The sequence below is a fragment of the Agrobacterium pusense genome (assembly GCF_013285525.1).
GTDB lineage: Bacteria > Pseudomonadota > Alphaproteobacteria > Rhizobiales > Rhizobiaceae > Agrobacterium > Agrobacterium pusense.
In genome coordinates, this window is record NZ_CP053857.1 from 1,522,688 (window position 1) to 1,542,923 (window position 20,236).

At 59.9% G+C, this 20,236-nt stretch carries 17 protein-coding genes; 12 read left to right on the plus strand and 5 right to left on the minus strand.

Features of this window, described 5'->3' with window-relative positions; genetic code table 11:
* The first annotated feature begins 31 nt into the window (after positions 1 to 31).
* A complete protein-coding gene (locus tag HQN82_RS20595; RefSeq protein WP_037091203.1) occupies positions 32 to 757 on the plus strand; it encodes an SDR family oxidoreductase in 726 nt (241 codons plus the stop codon).
* Positions 758 to 861: 104 nt separating this feature from the next.
* Here the strand turns inward: HQN82_RS20595 and proP are convergent, their stop codons facing one another.
* Positions 862 to 2,382 carry a glycine betaine/L-proline transporter ProP gene (gene proP, locus HQN82_RS20600; RefSeq protein ID WP_037091004.1) on the minus strand — a complete coding sequence of 507 codons (1,521 nt, stop codon included), beginning with the start codon at positions 2,380 to 2,382 and terminating at the stop codon, positions 862 to 864.
* A gap of 164 nt (positions 2,383 to 2,546) precedes the next feature.
* A complete protein-coding gene (locus HQN82_RS20605; RefSeq protein ID WP_004438228.1) occupies positions 2,547 to 2,843 on the minus strand; it encodes a PRC-barrel domain-containing protein in 297 nt (98 codons plus the stop codon).
* Between the two features lie 231 nt (positions 2,844 to 3,074).
* Between HQN82_RS20605 and HQN82_RS20610 the strand changes: the two genes are divergently transcribed.
* From HQN82_RS20610 to HQN82_RS20625, 4 genes are all read left to right on the plus strand, one after another.
* Positions 3,075 to 3,914 (plus strand): inositol monophosphatase family protein, encoded by an 840-nt coding sequence (locus HQN82_RS20610; protein ID WP_173615764.1) that lies wholly within the window; start codon positions 3,075 to 3,077, stop codon positions 3,912 to 3,914.
* 48 nt (positions 3,915 to 3,962) lie between these two features.
* Positions 3,963 to 4,571: a dual specificity protein phosphatase family protein gene (locus tag HQN82_RS20615; protein WP_173615765.1), complete on the plus strand. Its 609-nt coding sequence runs from the start codon at positions 3,963 to 3,965 to the stop codon at positions 4,569 to 4,571.
* A complete protein-coding gene (locus HQN82_RS20620; RefSeq protein WP_173615766.1) occupies positions 4,565 to 6,250 on the plus strand; it encodes a metallophosphoesterase family protein in 1,686 nt (561 codons plus the stop codon). The genes HQN82_RS20615 and HQN82_RS20620 overlap by 7 nt, the downstream gene beginning before the upstream one ends.
* An 81-nt stretch (positions 6,251 to 6,331) precedes the next feature.
* Positions 6,332 to 7,978, plus strand: coding sequence for a Na/Pi cotransporter family protein (locus tag HQN82_RS20625; RefSeq protein WP_173615767.1), 1,647 nt, complete (start codon positions 6,332 to 6,334; stop codon positions 7,976 to 7,978).
* On the opposite strand, the gene HQN82_RS20630 is transcribed toward HQN82_RS20625, so the two are convergent.
* Entirely contained in the window at positions 7,975 to 8,961 is a 987-nt protein-coding gene (locus HQN82_RS20630) for a LacI family DNA-binding transcriptional regulator (protein WP_173615768.1), read from the minus strand. The two genes, HQN82_RS20625 and HQN82_RS20630, sit on opposite strands and share 4 nt — an antisense overlap.
* Before the next feature lie 504 nt (positions 8,962 to 9,465).
* Here HQN82_RS20630 and HQN82_RS20635 point away from each other — a divergent pair.
* The 7 genes from HQN82_RS20635 to HQN82_RS20665 all read left to right on the plus strand — a co-directional run bounded on the left by HQN82_RS20635 (position 9,466) and on the right by HQN82_RS20665 (position 17,600).
* Positions 9,466 to 11,319: an ABC transporter permease gene (locus tag HQN82_RS20635; RefSeq protein WP_004438246.1), complete on the plus strand. Its 1,854-nt coding sequence runs from the start codon at positions 9,466 to 9,468 to the stop codon at positions 11,317 to 11,319.
* Positions 11,319 to 12,452 (plus strand): ABC transporter ATP-binding protein, encoded by a 1,134-nt coding sequence (locus tag HQN82_RS20640; protein WP_173615769.1) that lies wholly within the window; start codon positions 11,319 to 11,321, stop codon positions 12,450 to 12,452. Before HQN82_RS20635 ends, HQN82_RS20640 begins: the two co-directional genes overlap by 1 nt.
* A 33-nt stretch (positions 12,453 to 12,485) precedes the next feature.
* Entirely contained in the window at positions 12,486 to 13,610 is a 1,125-nt protein-coding gene (locus HQN82_RS20645; protein ID WP_173615770.1) for an ABC transporter substrate-binding protein, read from the plus strand.
* Positions 13,611 to 13,633: 23 nt separating this feature from the next.
* Positions 13,634 to 14,773 (plus strand): ABC transporter substrate-binding protein, encoded by a 1,140-nt coding sequence (locus HQN82_RS20650; protein ID WP_173615771.1) that lies wholly within the window; start codon positions 13,634 to 13,636, stop codon positions 14,771 to 14,773.
* Positions 14,774 to 14,859: 86 nt separating this feature from the next.
* Positions 14,860 to 15,948 carry an ABC transporter substrate-binding protein gene (locus HQN82_RS20655; RefSeq protein ID WP_173616032.1) on the plus strand — a complete coding sequence of 363 codons (1,089 nt, stop codon included), beginning with the start codon at positions 14,860 to 14,862 and terminating at the stop codon, positions 15,946 to 15,948.
* Positions 15,949 to 16,010: 62 nt separating this feature from the next.
* A complete protein-coding gene (locus tag HQN82_RS20660) occupies positions 16,011 to 16,925 on the plus strand; it encodes an inositol monophosphatase family protein (RefSeq protein ID WP_173615772.1) in 915 nt (304 codons plus the stop codon).
* A gap of 48 nt (positions 16,926 to 16,973) precedes the next feature.
* Positions 16,974 to 17,600, plus strand: a complete 627-nt coding sequence (locus HQN82_RS20665; protein ID WP_173615773.1) for a dual specificity protein phosphatase family protein — start codon at positions 16,974 to 16,976, stop codon at positions 17,598 to 17,600.
* A 116-nt stretch (positions 17,601 to 17,716) separates the two neighbouring features.
* Here the strand turns inward: HQN82_RS20665 and HQN82_RS20670 are convergent, their stop codons facing one another.
* Together HQN82_RS20670 and HQN82_RS20675 are read right to left on the minus strand one after the other, a co-directional pair.
* Positions 17,717 to 19,174, minus strand: a complete 1,458-nt coding sequence (locus HQN82_RS20670) for an NAD-dependent succinate-semialdehyde dehydrogenase (protein ID WP_173615774.1) — start codon at positions 19,172 to 19,174, stop codon at positions 17,717 to 17,719.
* Positions 19,175 to 19,189: 15 nt separating this feature from the next.
* Positions 19,190 to 20,233 carry a tartrate dehydrogenase gene (locus tag HQN82_RS20675; RefSeq protein ID WP_173615775.1) on the minus strand — a complete coding sequence of 348 codons (1,044 nt, stop codon included), beginning with the start codon at positions 20,231 to 20,233 and terminating at the stop codon, positions 19,190 to 19,192.
* Positions 20,234 to 20,236 lie beyond the last annotated feature (3 nt).

Sequence of the window (20,236 nt, forward strand, 5' to 3'; positions counted from 1 at the left end):
GGCCGCGTTGGCCGCAAATAACGAGGATTCCATGCAGTTTTCCGGAAAATCCGTCATCATCACCGGCGCAGGCAAAGGCATCGGCCGCGCCTGCGCGCAGCTGATGGCCGCACGCGGTGCGGAGGTCGTGGCGATCAGCCGCACGCAGTCCGATCTCGACAGCCTCAGAAGCGAAATCGGCGGCCGCTCGATCCGTGCCGATCTTGCCGACGTAGCCGCCACCCGCGCCGCCATGGCCGAAGCCGGCACTTGCGATTTCCTGATCAACAGCGCCGGCATCAACGTGCTGGAAAGTGTGCTTGACATGAGCGATGCAGGCTACGAGGCCGTGCTGGGCATCAATCTGCGCGCAGCCATCATCACCTGCCAGGAATTCGCCCGCGCCCGTGTTGCAAGGGGCGGCGGCGGCGCCATCGTCAACATCACCTCGATTGCAGGGCATCGCGGCTTTCAGGATCACCTGTGTTATGCGGCGTCCAAGGCCGGGCTTGAGGGCGCAACCCGCGTGCTTGCCAAGGAACTTGGCCCGCATGGTATTCGCGTCAATGCCGTCGCGCCCACCATCACACTCACTGAACTGGCTGCGGAAGCATGGAACGATCCGGTCAAAAGCCAGCCTATGATGGTGCGTCATCCGCTCAACCGCTTCGCAGAAGCCGAAGAGGTGGCGCAGAGCATCGCGCTGCTGCTTTCCGATGACAGCAAGATGATTTCCGGCGCCGTATTGCCAGTGGACGGCGGCTTCCTCGCCGTTTGAGCGAAACAACAGCTGCTCTCGGCGCAGGCCGATTGAAACCTGAAAAAATCGATGCGCGGACTGCGATACGCATTGCCCGCGCATTTCATCTATGGCGGATGGAGTCAGTTCAGGTCCGGGTGCCGGCCGACGAGCTGACTGCGTTTCGCCTGCAGAATTTCTTTCTGCTGTTCCAGTTTGAGAAGCTCCTCGTCAATCTCTTCAACGCTTTTTTCGATGTGCAGATATTGCGCCGCGAGAAGCGATTTGGCCTCCTTGCGGCTGGAGGCGTTGGGCGTGTCGCCATAGAGAGGCCGGTTCGCCGTCTCTTTCAGGAAGAAGGTCGTGACAATGCCGAAGACAGCGGCGACCATGAGGTAATAGGCCGGCATATAGATGTTGTCCGTCGCCTCGACCAGCCAGGCCGTGACCGTTGGCGTCAGACCGGCGACGATGATCGAGATGTTGAACGCGATCGCCAGGGCGCTATAGCGTATGCGCGCCGGAAACAGAGCGGGCAAGGTCGAGGCCATGATTCCGATCAGGCAGTTCAGCGCGACGGCAAGAATAAGCAAGCCGAAGAAAATCTGGACCACCTGTCCGCTGGCGATGAGATGAAAAGCCGGCAGCGAGAGAAAAAAGATCGCCGTGCTGCCGACAGCGAGGAAAGGTTTGCGGCCTATCCGGTCGCTCAAAAGCCCGATGGCCGGCTGGACGAACAGCATACCCACCATGACGGCGATGATGATGAGGACGCCGTGATCCTCGCTGTAATTCAGCGTCTTTGACAGGTATGTGGGCATGTAAGTCAGCAGCATGTAGTAGGTGACATTGGTGACGAGAACCATGCCGATGCAGATTGCCAGAGAACGGAGATGTTTGCTGGTGATCTCCGCGATGGGGACCATGGGCCGTTCCTTCAGCGACTGGCGGTCCTCCTCTTCAGCGCGGTGAAGGCGTTCGGTGAAAGCCGGCGTCTCCTCCGCGGCGTGGCGAAGATAAAGGCCGATCAGTCCGAGCGGAGCGGCAAGGAAGAACGGAATGCGCCAGCCCCAGTCAAGAAATTTCGCCTCGCCCATGGCGGTGCTGAGCAGCACCACTAGTCCCGCGCCAAGCACGAAACCGGCAATCGAGCCGAAATCAAGCCAGCTGCCGAGATAACCGCGTTTGCGGTCGGGCGCATATTCCGCCACGAAGATGGCCGCACCGGTATATTCTCCGCCCACGGAAAAGCCCTGAACGAGCTTGCAGAGCAGCAGAAGGATGGGGGCCCAGATGCCGATGGTCGCATAACCCGGAATGAGGCCGATGCAGAAGGTGCTGGCCGCCATGATGATAATGGTGAGAGAGAGGACTTTCTGCCGCCCGAACCTGTCGCCCATCGCCCCGAAGAAAACGCCACCTAGCGGACGAATGAGAAACGGCACCGAAAATGTCGCAAGTGCCGCCACTGTCTGCACGGCGGGGGCAGCCTCCGGAAAGAAGACCTTGCCGACGGCGTAGGCGACAAAGCCGTAAACACCGAAGTCGAACCACTCCATGGCATTTCCGAGTGCGGCTGCCGTCACGGCTTTTTTGACCTTCTCGTCATCGATGACGGTCACGTCGTCAATGCTCAGCGGGCTGGCCTGAATCTGACTGTTCAATTGTTGTCCCCTTGAATGCCTTGCAACCATTTATTGCGCGCCTTGAAAATGCCTGACAGGCGCAAGTGTTCCATTGCCGGCGGAAGCGGTGCGGGGGCGGGGTGTGCCCCAATAAACGAACGCCCGGCAATGGCCGGGCGCTTGTGAAGTCTGGTGGGATGTATTCAGTGACGATGCTCGGGCATGTCCTTCAACTGATCCTTCGTCCATGAGGTCACCGCGTGGACATCGCCGTCCTCATCGCGCATGAAGTCAAGGTCACTGAGCGGAACTGCAACGGGCTTTGCGCCGATGCCGAGAAAGCCGCCGACATCAATGATCGCCGTGCTGCCGGCGCCGACGCCGTGTACGTGGTCAACCTTCCCGACCTTGTGGTCATCAGCGCCATAGACGGTCGCGCCTTCTAGAACCGACGGCGTCAGTTCGGTTTCAACCAGACGTACGTGATTGCTGTGATCCATTTTTTCCTCCTGTCGTGGTTTACAGGAACGAAACTCCCGCGGTGCAAAACCGTTCCATTGGCTCTTGGTCGCAGTCATTGCGCTGCCTTGCGAACTGACCTGCCAGCTACCGGAATGAACATGCCGTTACTTTGTCATTTGATAGTTAAGTTTGACCGAGAAACCCTCTTGAAATCAGTGGACGCGTGTGCAATATGAACACGCGTTCACTCAAAAGAAATGGTTTTGCGCATGGACTCGATGCCCCATCCGGATACATTGGCAGCTCGCGCTGAACTGTGCCGCAGCGTTATTTTATCCGCCGGCGAACTGGTGCTCAAAGGTTTTCAGGGTGAGGCGACACGAAGCTTCTCCATGAAAGGGCCGCAGGATTTTCTGACTGTGACCGATGCGGCTTCCGAGGCGCATATTCGCGGGGCGATCGCGGCTTGTTTCCCAGACGATAGTTTCTTTGGTGAGGAAGGTGGCGGTGAGATCGGCGATCGGGTGTGGGTCGTCGATCCCGTCGACGGCACCGCGAATTTCGCGCGTGGCATCCCGCATTTCTGCATCTCCATTGCTTATGTCGAAAAAGGGCGAACCGAAATCGGCGCGATCTATAATCCTGCGCTTGACGAGCTTTATTTCGCGCGTCGCGGTGAAGGAGCAACGCGCAACGGGCAGCCGATTCAAACCGCGGAAACGACGCGCTTTGATGCGTCATCGATCGAGATGGGCTGGTCGACCCGGGTCGCGAATTCCACATATCTCGATATCGTCAGGAACCTGCTCGATATGGGCAGCAATGTTCGTCGTGCAGGCTCTGGAGCGCTGGCGCTTGCCTATGTGGCCGACGGTCGTTCCGACGCGTATCTCGAATTACATATGAATTCATGGGATTGTCTTGCGGGATTGCTACTCGTCAGCGAAGCTGGCGGCGATGTCTGCCCATTTCTGGAGATTGGCAGTCTTCGGGATGGCGGGCCTGTTCTGGCTGCGGCCCGCGGTGTTGCCGGAGGCGTCAGCCAGGCAGCGAATATACCCCTTGCCGAAAGGACGCCGTCGGACCGGCAGCGCGCCGCCTCGGCCTGATTTCAGGCGAACATCTGTTCGGGGTGTTCGCGCATGTGGAGGAATGAAATGGATGGACCCGTTTATGCCCGCCCGGCAATCAGCCTGATTGCGGAAGGGCTTGGTCCGCACAATGCCGCCCTTTACATAGGCGGCAGCGACGGTGCTGGCGACCGGGAGCTTCTGCGCCGGCACGGCATTACGACCGTCGTTAATTGCGCCGTCAATCTTGATATCAATCTCGTGCAGACGATGGCCGAAGACGGCGACCGGCGGGCTGTGGGTTATGGTGACATCCGCTATTACAAGCTTGGCCTGATCGATGGCGATGGCAGCCCGGACACCATGATGCTGGGCGCTTATTACATTCTCGATGGCGCACTTCGCCAGACCATGCCGAAGCGGGAGACTTATCCTTTTGTCGATGGCGGCAACGTGCTTGTCAACTGTCGCAGCGGCCGCAGCCGTTCCGTCTCGCTGGTGGCGCTTTTCCTGCACAAGCAGCAGCCCGACCTCTATCCGACCCTCGACGATGCGCTGGCCGTGATCCGCACGAAACGGGAATTGCGGCCTGACGAATGGTTCGAGACGCCGAAACCGATGCTTTATGCCGCCGCTCGCCGTGCTTCCGAATGGATCGACTTGGTTGAGGGCAGAAAGATCGCGCAATCATGCTGACACATATGCTGCCTTCCGTTGCCGTCATTGCCGATGCGCATTTTCATGATACTTCAGCGGATTTCGGGTTTCCCGGCATCGAAATCGATGGCGAGCGCATCACTATGCGCAGCTGGTCGGAAACGCGTGAATCCACCCGGGTTTTCAACGAGAGCGCGGATGCATTGCATGCGGCGCTGGAAGAGGTGCGCCAGCGTGGCATTCGCCATGTGGTGCTGCTCGGCGATTACACCGATGACGGCCAGCGGGTGACGACTGAAACGCTGAAGGGCATTCTGGAACGCCATCGCGATACCCATGGCACCGCTTTTTATGCGCTGCCCGGGAACCATGACATTTTCGGCCCTTGCGGCCGAAATCACACCAAGGAATTCCTGACGGAGAACGGCAAAGGCGTCCTGGTTTCCAGCGATGCGCGCCGCACCGGGGAAGGGGTCGTCGTAACCGACCGCATGTACTGCGAAGGTTATCCCGCCGGCCTCGATCCGATGGCGACTTTCGGTTATTTCCGCCAGCCGGATTATCTGCATTGGGAGACGCCCTTTGGTGCGTCCGACGCGCCGGAAGACCGGCTCTACGACGTGCGCTCTCCCGATGGGCGGAATGTCTATCGCTTGATGGACGCCTCCTATCTTGTCGAGCCGGAAGAGGGTCTCTGGCTCCTGATGATCGATGCGAATATTTTCGAGCCTCTCGACGGTGTCTTTCAGCGAGGTGAGGAAGCCGCCTTTACCGACAGCACTTCGGGTGGCTGGAACGCGCTCCTGCGTTGCAAGCCCTTCATCATTGACTGGATTGCCGACGTGCGCCAAAGGGCGGAGCTGCTCGGCAAGACCTTGCTGGGCTTTTCCCATTATCCGGTGCTCGATCCCTTCGACGGAGCAAGCCGTGCCGAAGGTGCCCTGTTCGGTGAAACCAATGTCGTGCGCCGTACGCCACGCAAAGCGGTGGAAGACGCGCTGGTGCGGGCTGGGTTAACCGTCCATTTCAGCGGGCATCTGCATGTCGAGGGCGTGACGCAGGGTGGGAAGGGTGATAGGTCGCTCACCAATATTGCCGTCCCTTCGCTCGTCGCCTTTCCTCCCGGCTTCAAGGTCGTCCATCCATCCCGGCAGGACATCAGCGTGGAAACGGTGGAAATGACCGCTCTGCCGGTCAATGACCGCATTTGCCAGGGTTACGCGCAGGAGACGGTACTGGCAGGTGAAGAGGACGACCCGTCTTTTGCAGCCGGTGATTATGGTGGTTTCCTGCTTGGCCACAAGCGGGCGCTGATCAGGCATCGCTATTTCAGCAAGGAATGGCCGGCAGAGATCGTTGCGGCAATCTCCGACAAAACCGTGCAGGAGGTTCTCCTCCTGCTTGGGCAGGAAGACCACGAACTGTCTTATGGACTTGCGCTGTCATTCGAATTGCCCATGTTCGAGCTGATTGCCGACTGGTATTGCCTGCGACAGGCGGCGGGTCTAGCCCTGCCGCATATCCCGCATGAACGGCTCTGCCTCTATCGGAAACTGGCGCAGCGTTTCGGCCGCGCGCCGGATCGTCACGACGGGTCCGTCAGGAGTTTTATCGAAATCTTCCTTGGAGCGCTCGAGCTTTTTCTTGAGCGTGCAGAAGGCAGCCCGCGCGACATTACGCTTCGGCTCGGGCCGCAGCGTGAACGCGTTGCGGTTTGATCCGACGATTTGCGGAAGGGGCGGTCTATCATGGCTGGGTTGATTGCTGTCCGGCCGCCGGACGGCAGGCGGGGTGTTTGAATGGAATCGGTCGTTGTCGGCATCAACCTGTTCGGCGCCGTGGCTTTGCTGCTTTTCGGGCTTGCGCAGATAAAGGATGGCATGTCACGCGCCTTTGGTGCGAGGCTCCGCATCGGTCTGGCCGCCGGCACGCGCGGCCAGTATCGCTCCTTCTTCGCTGGCCTCGTGGCAACAATCGCCTTGCAGAGTTCCACTGCCACCGCGCTGATGGTCGCCTCTTTCGTCGAGAAGGACCTCATCGCGCCGGCCATGGCGCAAATCGTCCTGCTCGGCGCCAATGTCGGAACTGCGATGACGGCGTGGATTGTCGCTCTCGGGCTTGGCTGGCTGTCGCCGTTGCTCATCCTTGCGGGTGTCATCCTGTCGCGTGGCAAATCGGTGCAGCGGCAGGGAGGCGGGGCGGCGGTGGCCGGTGTCGGTCTCATGCTGCTGTCCCTTCATCTTCTCTCGGCTGCAACTGATCCCATCAGGCAGTCGCCAGCACTGGGTCTCTTTATCGGCATGCTCGGTGATGCCTGGCCTGTGGCGCTGATCTTCTCCGCCGTCCTTGCTGTTCTTGCCTCCTCCAGTCTCGCCATCGTCGTTCTGATCCTGTCGCTTGCCGCCAGCGGCGGCATGGAAACGAGCCTCGTGATCGTTCTGGTGCTCGGCGCCAATCTCGGCGGCGCGGTGCCGCCGGTACTGGCGACGCTGAAAGCCCCGATCGCGGCACGCCGGGTGACGGTGGGAAATCTCGTCGTCAGGGCCATCGGCTGCCTCGCAGCGCTGCCGCTCGCCGGATATGCCGCGGCCCTGCTGGACATGTCACCCTTTTCGCATGCGAATCTAGCGGTGGATGCGCATCTCGCCTTCAATTTCGCTGTTGCCGCCTTCGCGTGGCCGCTCTCGCCAGTGCTTCTGCGAATAACGACGATGCTGCTGCCGGACAGAGAGAGCACCGAAAACAATCACAGCTATCTCGACAGTCACGATCTCGATCAACCGGTTGCGGCGCTTGCCGGCGCAAGCCGCGAGGTGCTGCTGGTCGGCGACCTGATCGAGCTTATGCTGCGGCAGGCGAGTGAGGCCATGCGGGACAGCGATGCGGCAAAGCTCAACGATATCAGCAGCCTGGAGGGCCGGGTCGACCGCCTGCAGCATGAAATCAAGGTTTATGTCTCGAAGGTCGGACAGAATGGCCTGGCCCGCAAGGATCAGCGCCGTGCGATGGATATTGTCGAATATGCCATCAATCTCGAACATATCGGCGATATCATCGAGAAAGGCATCCGTCCGGAGATTGCCAAGAAGATCGACCTGGGCCTCCGCTTTTCCGATGATGGGAAAAGTGAACTTGAGCGTCTTTTTGCCGTCACGCTCGATAATATCCGCATGGCACAGTCCGTTTTCGCCACTCGCAACGCCGATCTTGCCCGTCGGTTGGTGGAAGTGAAGGAAGATGTGCGGCGGCTGGAAAAACAATCGTCGGAAAGCCATCTCCAGCGCCTGCGCGACGGCCGGGTTGACAGCATTCAGACCAGTTCGGTGCATCTGGACATGTTGCGCGATCTCAAACGCATCAACGCCCATCTTGCAGCCGTTGCCCACCCGATCCTCGATGAGAGCGGGCTGCTGATCGAAAGCCGGATCCGGCAGGCGGCGGGTTAGCGTGCGGTAATGCGCTCCACCATGGAAACGGGCACGACCTGGAGCCGCGTTTCCGGCTCGTCGCTGTCAAGCGCGGTCAGGACCTTCTCCGTCAACGCGTCGAAGGACTGGGCAACGGTCGTCAGCTGGTAGCTTTTCCAGCCTGCCTGCGGAATATCGTCGAAGCCGACGATCGAGATGTCTTCCGGCACCCGGCGGCCCATTTCGAGACGCGCGGCGTCCATGAAGCCGAGTGCGAGCAGATCGGTCACGCAGAAGGCGCCATCGATGGACTTGTCCGTCAGCAATTCGCAGCCGGCCTGATAGCCGCTGTCATAGCTGGTCGGACCACCGGACCAAGGCACGACCTCGATACCTTCAACCGTCATGCGCTGGGTGAAGGCACCGGCGCGGCGCAGCTGAGCCGGCGTCTGGCTCCCGCTGGAAACGACCGCGACTTTCCTGCATTTCGCCGCCACAAGCCGCATGGCGGCAAGATCGGCGCCATGGGAATCGTCGCTCAACACCATATTCGTGTCGGTGCGATCAAGACGCTGATTGATGAGAATGAGGCGCACGCCGTTGGCGATGCATTCATCCACGATCGAGGCCGGCGGTTCGCCGGAAAGGACAACGATGGCCTGCGCGCGGAATTCGAAGAGAAGCTCGATCAGCGGCGCAATGTCCTTGCGGGCATCTGCCGCGTTCAGCAACAGGCATTGCAAGCCCCGGCGCAGGAGGCCGATGCTGAGGAGATCGAGCTGTTTTGAAATGAATGGAGAGCTGAGATTGGCACCGACGACCCCGATGAGATTGGAACGGTCGTTGTTGAGGCCCTGCGCCAGACGGTTGACGCGGTAGCCGAGTTCCTGCGCGGCTTTCAGCACCTTGCGCCGGACGGCCTTCGATACGCTGCCGCCGGGTGTGAAGGTACGAGAGACGGCGGAGCGCGAAACCCCGGCCTTTTTCGCCACCTCTTCGGCCGTCACGAACCCTCTTGCCATCCAACTCCCCCGGTTCCGAAATCCTATGCCTGATATCACAGGCTACGGGATGTCGGCTATTCCAATTTCACCCGCACCCCGTCACCCTTGAGAAAAGCTCTCTGGCGTTTCAGGAACTATCCAATCCGTTCCACAGGCGCCGGGACAGGAAAAACAATTCCTGCCCGGCGCCGTTCAAAAATTACAGTTTTGTGACAAAAACACGTTTGAAAACAAATAAATAAGTTAATGATCACGTGTGCATTTTTTCATTGACAAAACGTCTTTTAAGACGGATCATGCATTCCAAGGTAGAGCGAGATATGGAATTTTTATTCCATAGTCGCTTTGCCCGCGATGTTTTCGGGAGGAGCTGGGATCATCGTTGTCAGCGGGTGAAACACCCGCTTCTGAAGCATTGATGCATTGCTGAAGGTTACGCACGCGCCGCCTGTTTTGCGGGTCGCGCGAAGGCAGGTGTTTGCCAGCGCGTGAGGGCAAAGCGTGGCCATATGGGGAGAGAGAATGGCTCTTTTAAGCGAATCGACGAAGGCGGAGGCGCTGGGAAGTCCCCCGACGACCGCGCCTTCGGCATGGCAGGCCTGGCGGTATCGTCTCAAGGTCGCACTCAGGGAGCCGACGACGCTGATCGGCGTTCTGACGGCTCTGCTTTTCACCTATCTGATCGTCGTTCCGATCATTTCGATCATTCTCGATGCCGTCCGCGTCCAGTTCGGCCACGAACGGCGCCTCGGCAAGGATGTCGGCGATCTCACGCTTTATTATCTCGACAGGGCGTTTTTTTCGCCCGTCGCATCGGATCTTTTCTGGCGTCCGCTCTTCAATACGTTGACCGTCGCATTCGGGGCGATTGCGCTTTCGCTCGTCATCGGTACCGTTCTTGCCTGGCTTATCAGTAGAACGGACATGTTCGGCCGCCGCTGGTTCGCCACGGCCTTGATCGTGCCCTATATGCTGCCGGCCTGGACCTTCGCGCTCGCCTGGACGACGTTGTTTAAAAATCGCACCGTTGGCGGCCAGCCCGGCTGGTTCGAGGCGATAGGCCTCACGCCGCCGGACTGGGTGGCTTACGGGCGTTTCCCGATCACCATCATCCTTGCCCTGCATTACACGCCTTTCGTCATCCTGCTGTTCGGCTCGGCGCTTCGCCGCTTCGACTCGCAGCTCGAAGATTCCGCCCGCATTCTCGGTGCCCATCGTTATCAGGTCGCCTTGCAGGTCATCCTGCCGCTGATGCGCCCGGCGTTATTGTCCTCGATGGTGCTGATCTTTGCAAAATGCCTTGGCGAGTTCGGCGTGCCTTATGTTCTCGGGCTGCCCGTGAAGTTCGAGGTTCTCTCCACATCGCTGTTCCGCAGCATTGCGTCGCGCCAGACGGGCGTTGCCGGTGTCGTCGCGGCCTCGATCATGCTCATCGGCATCATCACGCTCATGATCGACGCCCGCCTCGTTCGCGAAGCCCGCCGTTTCGTGACCATTGGTTCGAAAGGCTCGATGAACAGGCAGAGCCGTCTCGGCAAGATGCGGCTTCCGGCGACGGGCTTCGCGGCCGCCATCTTCGTCCTCAGTGTCGGCCTGCCGCTTCTGACCCTGGCGCTCTCGACGGTCATGAAAATGCCGGCCCGCTTCACGTTCGACAACTTCACCCTCGATTACTGGATTGGCAGCAACCTCAATACCGTCGCCTTGCAGACCGGCGTGCTCCTGAGCCCCGACCTATGGGCTGCCGCAAAAAACACGATGATGATCGTCGGGCTTGCCTCGCTCACATCGGGCATTCTTGGCCTGCTCGTTGGTTATGTCGTCATCCGCACGCCGGTGCGTGCCCTGTCAGTCTACCTGCGACAGGTGACGTTCCTGCCCTATCTCGTGCCCGGCATTGCCTTTGCCGCCGCCTATCTGTCGCTCTTTGCCGTTCCGCGTGGGCCGATGCCGGCGCTCTATGGTACGGTGACGATCCTCATCCTGGCGCTGATCGCTGACCAGATGCCCTACGCTTCGCGAGCCGGCATTTCCGCCATGACGCAGCTTGGAAAGGACCCGGAAGAGGCTGCCCAGATCGCCGGTGCAGGCTGGTTCCGCCGCATGATCTCGATCGTCATCCCGATCCAGAAAGGATCGCTGGTGACCGGGGTTCTCCTGCCCTTCATTTCTGGCATCAAGGGTCTCAGCCTCTTCGTGATCCTCGCCGTGCCGAGCACGGATGTTCTGACCACCTATTCGCTGCGGCTGGTCGACTACCACTACACGCAGGCTGCCAACGCCGTGGTGCTGATCATCGCCGCCATTGCCTATTTCGGCACGCTGTTGGCCCAGAAGCTGACCCGCACAAATCTTGCAGAAGGACTTGGAAGCTGATGCCTACCATCAACCTGCGCGGTGCGCAGAAAAACTACAGCGTGAATTCCGCGAATGCGGTTTCCGATCTCGATCTCGAAATCCGCGACGGCGAGTTCATGTGCCTGCTCGGGCCTTCCGGCTGCGGCAAGACCACCACGCTTCGCATGATAGCTGGCCTCGAAAACCTCTCCGGCGGAGAGATCCGCGTCGGCGACCGGGTGATCGATTCCGTGACCGAAGGCATTTTCGTGCCGCCGGAAAAACGTGAAATGGGCCTCGTTTTCCAGAGCTACGCGCTATGGCCGCATCTGACCATCGAGCGCAATACCGATTTTGGCCTGCGCCTGCGCAAGCTGCCAAAGGCCGAGCGTGAAGCCCGTGTCGAGCGCGTCATGCAGGCGCTCGACATCGCCAAATACCGCGACCGCTATCCGTCGCAGCTTTCCGGTGGTCAGCAGCAGCGTGTGGCGCTTGCCCGCATGCTCGCCGTCAATCCGGGCGTTCTGCTTCTCGATGAGCCGCTCTCCAATCTGGATGCCCGGCTGCGGCTTGAAATGCGCGCCGAGCTGAAACGGCTGCACAAGGAATTCAAGACGACCATCGTCTTCGTGACGCATGACCAGTGGGAAGCCATGACACTTGCCACCACCATTGCCGTCATGAACGAAGGCACGCTGCAGCAGATGGGCACGCCGAACGATATCTACGACCGTCCGGCCAATCGTTTCGTCGCCGAATTCGTCGGCAGCCCGCCGATCAACATACTGACTTTCGGCCAGCCCGGGGTGTCGGACATAGCGGACAGGGCGGAAGCCTATTTCGCAACCCGTTATCCGCAACTGCGCGGCATTGCCTCGATCGGCATGCGGCCGGAAGCCATGGGCTATGTGATGAAGCCCGAGGATGTGCCGCAAGGCAGCTTCGCCGGCGAGATGACGGTGACAGGCGTGCTGCCGACCGGCGGCAGCTGGATTCTCGAACTCAGAAGCGAGAACCACACGCTGTTCCTGACCACCCACTCCCTGCCGCGTATCGACAGCGGCGACCGCGTGTTCTTTCACGTGCCGCCCGAAGCCCTTCACGCCTTCGATGCCAGGGGGCAGAGGATCAACGAGGCGGACGCCGTTCTGCGCCACAGCACCTACAACTGAAAACGCCGCCGAGACGGCTGAAGGAGAAGCAGGATGAAGCGGACAACAGCGGGCCTGAGCCGGCTCTTATGCGCAACGGCGATTGCCGCAACGCTTGGCGGCGTGGCGAAAGCGGGAGAGCCTTTCGACCTCAATGCCCTGATAGAGGCGGCAAAAAAGGAAAAACCGATTACCGTCTATGACAGCACGGGAAAGATCGTTGAAATGGCGAAGAACTTCGCCGCGAAATACGGTGTCGGCGCTGAGGGCGCGAAGGTGAAGGCCTCCGCCCAGCTGGAGATGATCATCCGCGAGGCGCGCGCCAACAATATTCAGGGTGACGTCTCGATCATCAGCGATGCGCCGGCCGCGATGGCGCAGCTTATTCCGCTCGGTTTTGTCGAAAGCTGGCTGCCGCCGGATATGGCCGGCAATATTCCGCCGGAATATCAGGACCCGCTGACCGTCGTCACCAGCGCCAATGTCTGGGCTTATAATAGCGAACTCTTCTACAAATGCCCCGTTTCCAATATCTGGGAACTGACCGACCCGAAGTGGAAGGGCAAGGTGGCGATGCAGGATCCGCTCGGCAAGGCATCCTATGTCGACTGGTTCAACCAGATGGCCAGCCACGGCGACGGTGACGTGAAAGCGGCCTATAAGGCGCTTTACGGCAAGGATCTCGAAACTGGGGAAAAGAGCGCGACGGCAGCCTGGGTGAAGGCTCTTGCCGCCAATGCTCCGCTTCTGACCGACGCCGATGCGGCTGCTGCCGAAGCCGTTGGTGCTCCCGGTCAGAAAGAACCTTTCATGGGCCTCATCAGCTCGGCCAAGTTCCGCGACAATGCCGAGAAGGGCACGAAACTCGGCCTCTGCAAAGAGCTGAAACCGTGGGTTGGCTGGCTCTATCCGGGCGTGGGGCTGATCACCAAGGGCACGAACAGCCCGAATGCGGCGAAGCTTTTCATTCACTACATCATGACCGCCGAAGGCATCGCGCCGCAGGCGATCGACGGCAAGATGTCGACCAACAGGGAAGTAAGTCTGCCCGCGGACGAGCCATCGGGTATTGGCGCCGTCCTCGATCACATTCTGCCCTACAGCATGGCGACCAGTCTTGAAGACTGGGATGCGCGTGAAACCTGGCAGGACTTCTGGCGTGTGAACTACAAAAAATAATGGGGGACCAACGGGTGACGATCATGGCTAGGAATAATAATGGCAACAAGCGCAGGCGGCGGGGTACCGCCTCCGCACTTTGCCTCGGCGTCTCGCTGGCACTTAGCGGGGCCGCGCATGCGCAGGAAGCCTTCAATCTCGATGCGCTCATCGCTGCCGCGAAGAAGGAAAAGCCGATTACGGTTTATGCGGTAACCGGTAAGATCGTGGACACCGCGCAGGCGTTTACGGCCAGGTATGGCGTGCAGGCCAGCGGCAAGAAGGTGAACGAGGCGACGCAGGTCGAGTTGATGATCCGCGAACATCGCGCCGGCAATGTCGTCGGCGATGTGAGCGTGGCAACGGATGTCGCCTCCGCCATGGGCGAGCTTCTGCCGGCAGGTATCGCTACCAGCTGGACGCCGCCTGATATCGAAGGCGATATTCCACAGAAGCTGCGGGATCCGCTCGTGGTCGTCTCAGACCCGCATGTCTGGACCTACAACACCGAGAAATACGACACATGCCCGGTCACCAACATCTGGCAGCTGACGGAGCCGCGTTGGAAGGGCAAGCTTGCCATGCTCGATCTGTTCGACAAACCGCTTTATGCCGACTGGTTCAACCAGATCGAAACCCACCACGATGCCGATGTCGCCAAAGCCTACGAGGACCTCTACGGCAAGAAGCTGGAAACGGGCGAAAAAAGCGCAACGGCTGCATGGGTGAAAGCCTTTGCCGAAAATGCGCCGCTCTTGACGGATTCCAGTTCGGTGGCGGACGCTGCCGGTGCTCCGGGACAGACCGATCCCTTCTTCGTCATCACCTCGGTCGCAAAGTATCGTGATAATGAAGCCAAGGGGCTGAAGCTCGGTCTTTGCAGCGGTGTAAAGCCATTTTCCGGATTCCTTTATCCCGGTTTCGGCCTGATTGCCGGGCAAACGAAAAGCCCGAATGCCGCGAAACTCTTCCTGCATTATCTGATGACGGAAGAAGGCATCGCGCCGCAGACCGCTGACGGCAAGCTTTCCGGCAATATGAAAATCGCCCTGCCGGCGGACGAGCCTTCGAGGGTCGCCGAGCATCTCGATGAGCTGATGGCTTTCGACGCCGCAACGGCGGCCGACGATCTCGACAAGCGCGAAGGCTGGCAGGATTTCTGGCGTGTGAATTACAAAAAATAAACGGAAGGCGGGGTGCAAACCCGCCTGTCTTTTCCTTGGGAGGGGAAACGATGCGAAAAAAATTGAAATTAAGGGCTGCCTCGGCCATGGCCGCAGGTGCAATGATTATAGGCGCTTCCGCTCTGGCCGCCGCGGCTGAAGAGCCCTTCGATCTCGATGCCGTCCTTGCGGCGGCAAAGCAGGAGAAGCCGATCAACATCTATGACAGCACCGGCAAGATCGTTGAGATGGCGGATAAATTCAGCGCCAAATACGGGCTGAAGGCGACGGGCGTAAAGGTTTCCGCCAATAGCCAGCTGGAGATGATCATCCGGGAAAGCCAGTCGAACAATGTGCAGGGGGATGTGGTGTTGATTACCGATGCGCCCTCTGCACTTGCCCAGCTTCTGCCGGCGGGTTTTGTGGAAAATTACCTGCCGGGCGACATGACCTCGAAAATTCCGGCGCAGTTTCAAAACCCACTGGCCATTTCCACCAACGCCAACGTCTGGGCGTATAATACCGAAGCCTATGACAAATGCCCCGTGACGAATATCTGGGAACTGACCGAGCCGAAATGGAAAGGCAAGGTCGCCATGGTCGATCCGCTCAGCAAGAGCACCTATACCGACTGGTTCAACCAGCTTGAAGCCCACGGTAATGAAAAGGTAGCGGCGGCCTACAAGGCTCATTTCGGCAGGGAGACGGAGGAAAAGAGTGCCGCAGCTGCGTGGATAAAGGCGCTGGCTGCGAATGGCCCGCTCGCCACCGATGGGGACGACCCGGTTGCGGAAGCGGTCGGCGCGCCCGGCCAGAAGCAGCCCTTCTTCGGCCTGCTGAGTTCAGCCAAATTTCGCGACAATGCCGACAAGGGCTACAAGCTCGGCCTCTGCACCGACCTCGATCCCTGGGTCGGCTGGACCTATATCAAGCTCGGCCTGATGGCCTCCAAGACCAAAAGCCCGAACACGGCCAAGCTCTTTATCCACTATATCCTGACGGAGGAGGGCATCGCCCCGCAGATGAAGGACGGTAAGCTGCCAACCAATACCGACATCAAGATGCCGGATGATGAGCCTTCGGGGCTGATGAAGGTTGCCGACCGGCTGATGGGATACAATTCTGCTACGGGTCTCGATGATTTCGATCGGCGCGAGGCGTGGCAGGATTTCTGGCGCGTCAACTACACGAAGTAATCCCGGCTGGCGCGGTCCTAGCCGCGCCTCCTCCTCCTTTTTTTCGAATGAACGGAATGGATATGCTGATGCAGACCTCATTGAGCGAACGAAATCCTGAAGATGAGGGCGCTTTTTCCCGCTCAGTGCGGTTGATGAAGATCGCCGAAACAGCGGCGCGTGCCGTGCGTGATCCCCTGCTTGCGGCATTCCGATCGGATATGACGGTGGACTACAAGGTCGATCTCCACGATATCGTGACTATCCACGACAAGCGCGCTGAGGCCGCCATTCGCACCATCATTCTCGAACGGGAACCCAACTCGGCCATCATGGGTGAGGAGGGCGGCCAGATCGGTAGCGGTGAGGTGCAATGGTATGTCGACCCCATCGACGGCACGGCAAATTTCGCCCGCGGCCTTGCCTTCTGGTGCGTGTCCATTGCCGCCGTTATCGACGGGAAGGTTGTTGCCGGCGTGGTTTATGACCCTGTCGCGGAGCAGATGTTTTCGGCCGATGTCCAGGCATCTTATGTGAACGGCGAAAGGCTGCGCTCGCGTAGCGTCTCGGACGAGACACGGGCGACGCTCATCACCGGCTATCCCGTCTCGCGCGATTTCCGGCTGGATGGGCGGGAAGCAGCGCTCGCCAATTTCGGTACTCTTACTGAGACCTTTTCTACATTGCGCCGGCCCGGCAGTGCTGCGCTCAGCATTGCTCACGTCGCGGCGGGCTGGACGGATGCGGCCGCTGGTTTCGGCGTCAACGCCTGGGATGTGGCAGCCGCCATCCTCATTCTCAAAAATGCCGGCGGCGCCTATGAACCTCTCACTCTTGGAAAAGTGGCGGAAGGCGCCGCCGAATTCCTTTGCCCGGGTTATATAGCCACGGGTGAGGGGGCCAACTATCCGACATTGCAGCGGGTGGCACGAGCCATATCCGCAAGCCGCAGCGCCAAGACGTCGGTGCAACACGGGCCAACCGCCGCAGAAAACTGAAAAAGCAAAGATATGACGGCTGCCGTACCGGTGCCGGGGAGACATGACATGCCGCAACCGCAACAGACCATAGCCCGAGAGCAGGAGAGCGGCGAACTGCCGAAGCTCAGCCGCATCTATGAACGGCATCCGCTTTATGGTGTCGATCTCTTCATTTCGGGCAAAGAGGGTGCGAGCGACCTCAATCTTCTGCGTCAGAACGGCATTACCACCGTCGTCAATTGCGCCGTCAATTTGGACTTCAATTTCGTGGAACAGTCCGATGTGGTTTCAGATCATGAAGGCAGCGTCTACGGGCCGGGCGAAATCCGATATTACAAGATCGGTCTGATCGACGGGGCCGGAAATCCTGATACCCAGATGGTTGCCGCCCATTATATTCTGCGGGCGGCGCTGGAGCAGATTCTGCCGGAAAAACCATCTTACCCCCGCCGGGAGCGCGGCAATGTACTCATCAATTGCCGGGGCGGTCGTTCCCGCTCTGTCGCCGTCGTCGCGCTCTTCCTCCATCTCACACTGCCGGCGGAGTTTCCGTCCCTGGACGACGCGATAAGCTTCGTTCGTCTGAAACGAGAACTGCCGGAAAATGAGTGGTATAAGGCTCCGAAACCTGTCCTGGCCGAAGCCGCCCGCCGGGCTGCCGGCTGGATCGCGATGATCGACGCGGCCCACTGAAGAAGGCGCTCATTCGGGCCGCGCTTCCCATTCCGCACAGGCATCTCGTTTTTTGTCGATCTGCAAAAAAAGAAGGGTCGCTGGGCGACCCTTTAGTCGGGGATGGGAAAGAAGTATCAGGCAAGTCCGCCGATATGAAACGTCTTTATTTCCAGATATTCTTCGATGCCGACCTGCGCGCCTTCGCGGCCAAGGCCGGATTGCTTGACGCCGCCAAAAGGCGCGACCTCGGTGGAAATCGCGCCGGTGTTGAGGCCCACCATTCCGAATTCCAGCGCTTCACCCACGCGCCAGGCGCGTCTGAGGCTTTCAGTGTAGAAGTAGGCCGCAAGCCCAAACGGGGTGCCGTTGGCGATGGCGATCGCCTCTTCTTCCGTCTCAAAACGGAAGAGGGGAGCGACCGGGCCGAAGGTCTCTTCGCTTGCCAGACGCATGCCGGTCGTTGCGCCGGTCAGCACAATGGGGGCGGTGTATTGCGGACCTTCCGGTAGAGGGCGGGGTCTGGTGATGATCTTCGCGCCTTTGGCCACGGCATCTTCCACATGGGCGCGGATCTTCGCGATGGCCGGCGCATTGATCATCGGGCCGATGGACACACCGGCCTCCGTTCCGGGACCAACGCGCATGGCATCAACGCGATCCGCCAGTTTTTTTGCAAAGGCGTCATAAACGCCTGCCTGAACGAGAATGCGGTTGGCGCAGACGCAGGTCTGCCCGCCATTGCGGAACTTCGAAACGAGCGCGCCTTCCACGGCCAGATCGAGATCGGCATCGTCGAAAACGATGAAGGGCGCGTTGCCGCCCAGTTCCAGCGAGAGGCGCTTTACACTGTCGGCAGCGCCTCGCATCAGGAGTGAGCCAACGCGGGTCGAGCCCGTGAAGGAAATTTTCCGCACCGTCTCATTCGCCATGATTTCGTTGCCGATATCGGTCGGCATGCCCGTCACGATGTTGATGACACCAGCGGGAATACCTGCCCGTTCGGCGAGAACACCGAGCGCCAGTGCCGAATAGGGCGTGAATTCGGAAGGCTTGATGACGACGGTGCAGCCGGCGGCAAGCGCGGGTGCAACCTTGCGTGTGATCATCGCGTTCGGGAAGTTCCACGGGGTGACGATGCCGCAGACGCCGACCGGTTCTTTCAGCACCACGATACGCCGGTCCGGTGTCGGTGAAGGGATGGTGCTGCCGCCAATACGGCGAGCTTCTTCCGCGAACCATTTGACGAAGGATGCGCCATAGCGGATTTCTCCCTTCGCCTCCTCAAGGGGCTTGCCCTGTTCCGTGGTCAGGATCAGCGCGAGATCGTCGATATGCTCGATCATCAGGGCGAACCATTTTTCGAGAAGGGCCGCCCGCTCGGCATGGGTCTTTTTTCTCCAGGGGCCGAAGGCCGCATCGGCGGCCTCGACCGCCGCCCGGGTTTCCCCTCCGCCCATATCCGGTACGCTGCCGATGACTGCTTGCGTTGCCGGGTCGATCACGTCGACCGCCTTGCCCGATGCCGCCGCCTTCCATGCGCCGCCGATCAGGCCGGTCTGGCGAAAGAGATTCCTGTCCTTCAAACCTTGCATCATCTGTCTCCGAAATCAGTCGAGCGCTGCGAGAACAGCAGCCGTTATGGCGTCCGTCTTATCCCTGCCCGGCACCGTGCCAATACCCCGGCCGGTCGTCGTTTCCAGTGCGGCCATAATCCGAGCCGCGGCATCCTTTTCCCCGAGATGCTCGAGCATCATCGCTCCCGACCAGATGGCGGCGATTGGGTTCGCGATGCCGAGATGGGCGATGTCAGGCGCTGAACCGTGCACCGGCTCGAACATGGAGGGCGCGCTGCGGTCGGGATTGATATTGGCGGAGGCGGCAAATCCGAGACCACCCTGAATGGCCGCGCCCAGATCGGTCAGAATATCGCCGAAGAGGTTGGAGGCGACGACGACATCGAGGCTTTCCGGCGCCATCACCATGCGCGCCGCCATGGCGTCGATGTGGTAGCTGGAAACCTCGACACCGGGATATTCGGCGGCAAGCCTGTGCGTTACCTCATCCCAGAACACCATCGAATATTTCTGGGCATTGGACTTGGTGATGGAGGCCAGCTTGCCGCGACGTTTCTGCGCCTGTTCGAAGCCGAAACGCAGGATGCGCTCCACGCCCGTCCGTGTGAAGATCGAGGTTTCCACGGCCACCTCGTCGTCCGTGCCCTGATGCACCCGGCCACCGGCGCCGGAATATTCGCCCTCGGTATTTTCGCGAATGCAGAGGATATCGAATCCGTCGGCTTTCAACGGTCCTTCGACACCGGGAAGCAATCGGTGCGGTCGGATATTGGCATATTGCACGAAGGCCTTGCGGATCGGCAGCAGCAGGCCGTGGAGAGATGCCGAATCCGGAACTTCGGCCGGCCAGCCTACGGCCCCGAGGAGTATGGCGTCAAAACCGCGCAGCGTCTCAATACCGTCCTTGGGCATCATCGCGCCGGTTTCCTGATAGAAGGCGCAGGACCAGGGGAACTCCGTTCCTTCAAGCGCAAAACCGGAGGTTCTGGCGGCGGCGTTGAGGACCTGCCATGCGGCATCAGTGACGCTCTTGCCGATGCCGTCGCCGGGAATGAGTGCGATGCGATGCGTTTTCAAGAA

Excerpts from the sequence above, each read along its gene's own strand:
- HQN82_RS20635 (WP_004438246.1), top strand. The coding sequence starts at position 9,466 with ATGGCTCTTTTAAGCGAATCGACGAAGGCGGAGGCGCTGGGAAGTCCC.
- HQN82_RS20655 (WP_173616032.1), top strand. The coding sequence starts at position 14,860 with ATGGCCGCAGGTGCAATGATTATAGGCGCTTCCGCTCTGGCCGCCGCG.
- HQN82_RS20605 (WP_004438228.1), bottom strand. The coding sequence starts at position 2,843 with ATGGATCACAGCAATCACGTACGTCTGGTTGAAACCGAACTGACGCCG.
- HQN82_RS20595 (WP_037091203.1), top strand. The coding sequence starts at position 32 with ATGCAGTTTTCCGGAAAATCCGTCATCATCACCGGCGCAGGCAAAGGC.
- HQN82_RS20650 (WP_173615771.1), top strand. The coding sequence starts at position 13,634 with ATGGCTAGGAATAATAATGGCAACAAGCGCAGGCGGCGGGGTACCGCC.
- HQN82_RS20610 (WP_173615764.1), top strand. The coding sequence starts at position 3,075 with ATGGACTCGATGCCCCATCCGGATACATTGGCAGCTCGCGCTGAACTG.
- HQN82_RS20645 (WP_173615770.1), top strand. The coding sequence starts at position 12,486 with ATGAAGCGGACAACAGCGGGCCTGAGCCGGCTCTTATGCGCAACGGCG.
- HQN82_RS20670 (WP_173615774.1), bottom strand. The coding sequence starts at position 19,174 with ATGCAAGGTTTGAAGGACAGGAATCTCTTTCGCCAGACCGGCCTGATC.
- HQN82_RS20665 (WP_173615773.1), top strand. The coding sequence starts at position 16,974 with ATGCCGCAACCGCAACAGACCATAGCCCGAGAGCAGGAGAGCGGCGAA.
- HQN82_RS20620 (WP_173615766.1), top strand. The coding sequence starts at position 4,565 with ATGCTGACACATATGCTGCCTTCCGTTGCCGTCATTGCCGATGCGCAT.
- HQN82_RS20630 (WP_173615768.1), bottom strand. The coding sequence starts at position 8,961 with ATGGCAAGAGGGTTCGTGACGGCCGAAGAGGTGGCGAAAAAGGCCGGG.
- HQN82_RS20640 (WP_173615769.1), top strand. The coding sequence starts at position 11,319 with ATGCCTACCATCAACCTGCGCGGTGCGCAGAAAAACTACAGCGTGAAT.
- HQN82_RS20615 (WP_173615765.1), top strand. The coding sequence starts at position 3,963 with ATGGATGGACCCGTTTATGCCCGCCCGGCAATCAGCCTGATTGCGGAA.
- HQN82_RS20660 (WP_173615772.1), top strand. The coding sequence starts at position 16,011 with ATGCTGATGCAGACCTCATTGAGCGAACGAAATCCTGAAGATGAGGGC.
- HQN82_RS20625 (WP_173615767.1), top strand. The coding sequence starts at position 6,332 with ATGGAATCGGTCGTTGTCGGCATCAACCTGTTCGGCGCCGTGGCTTTG.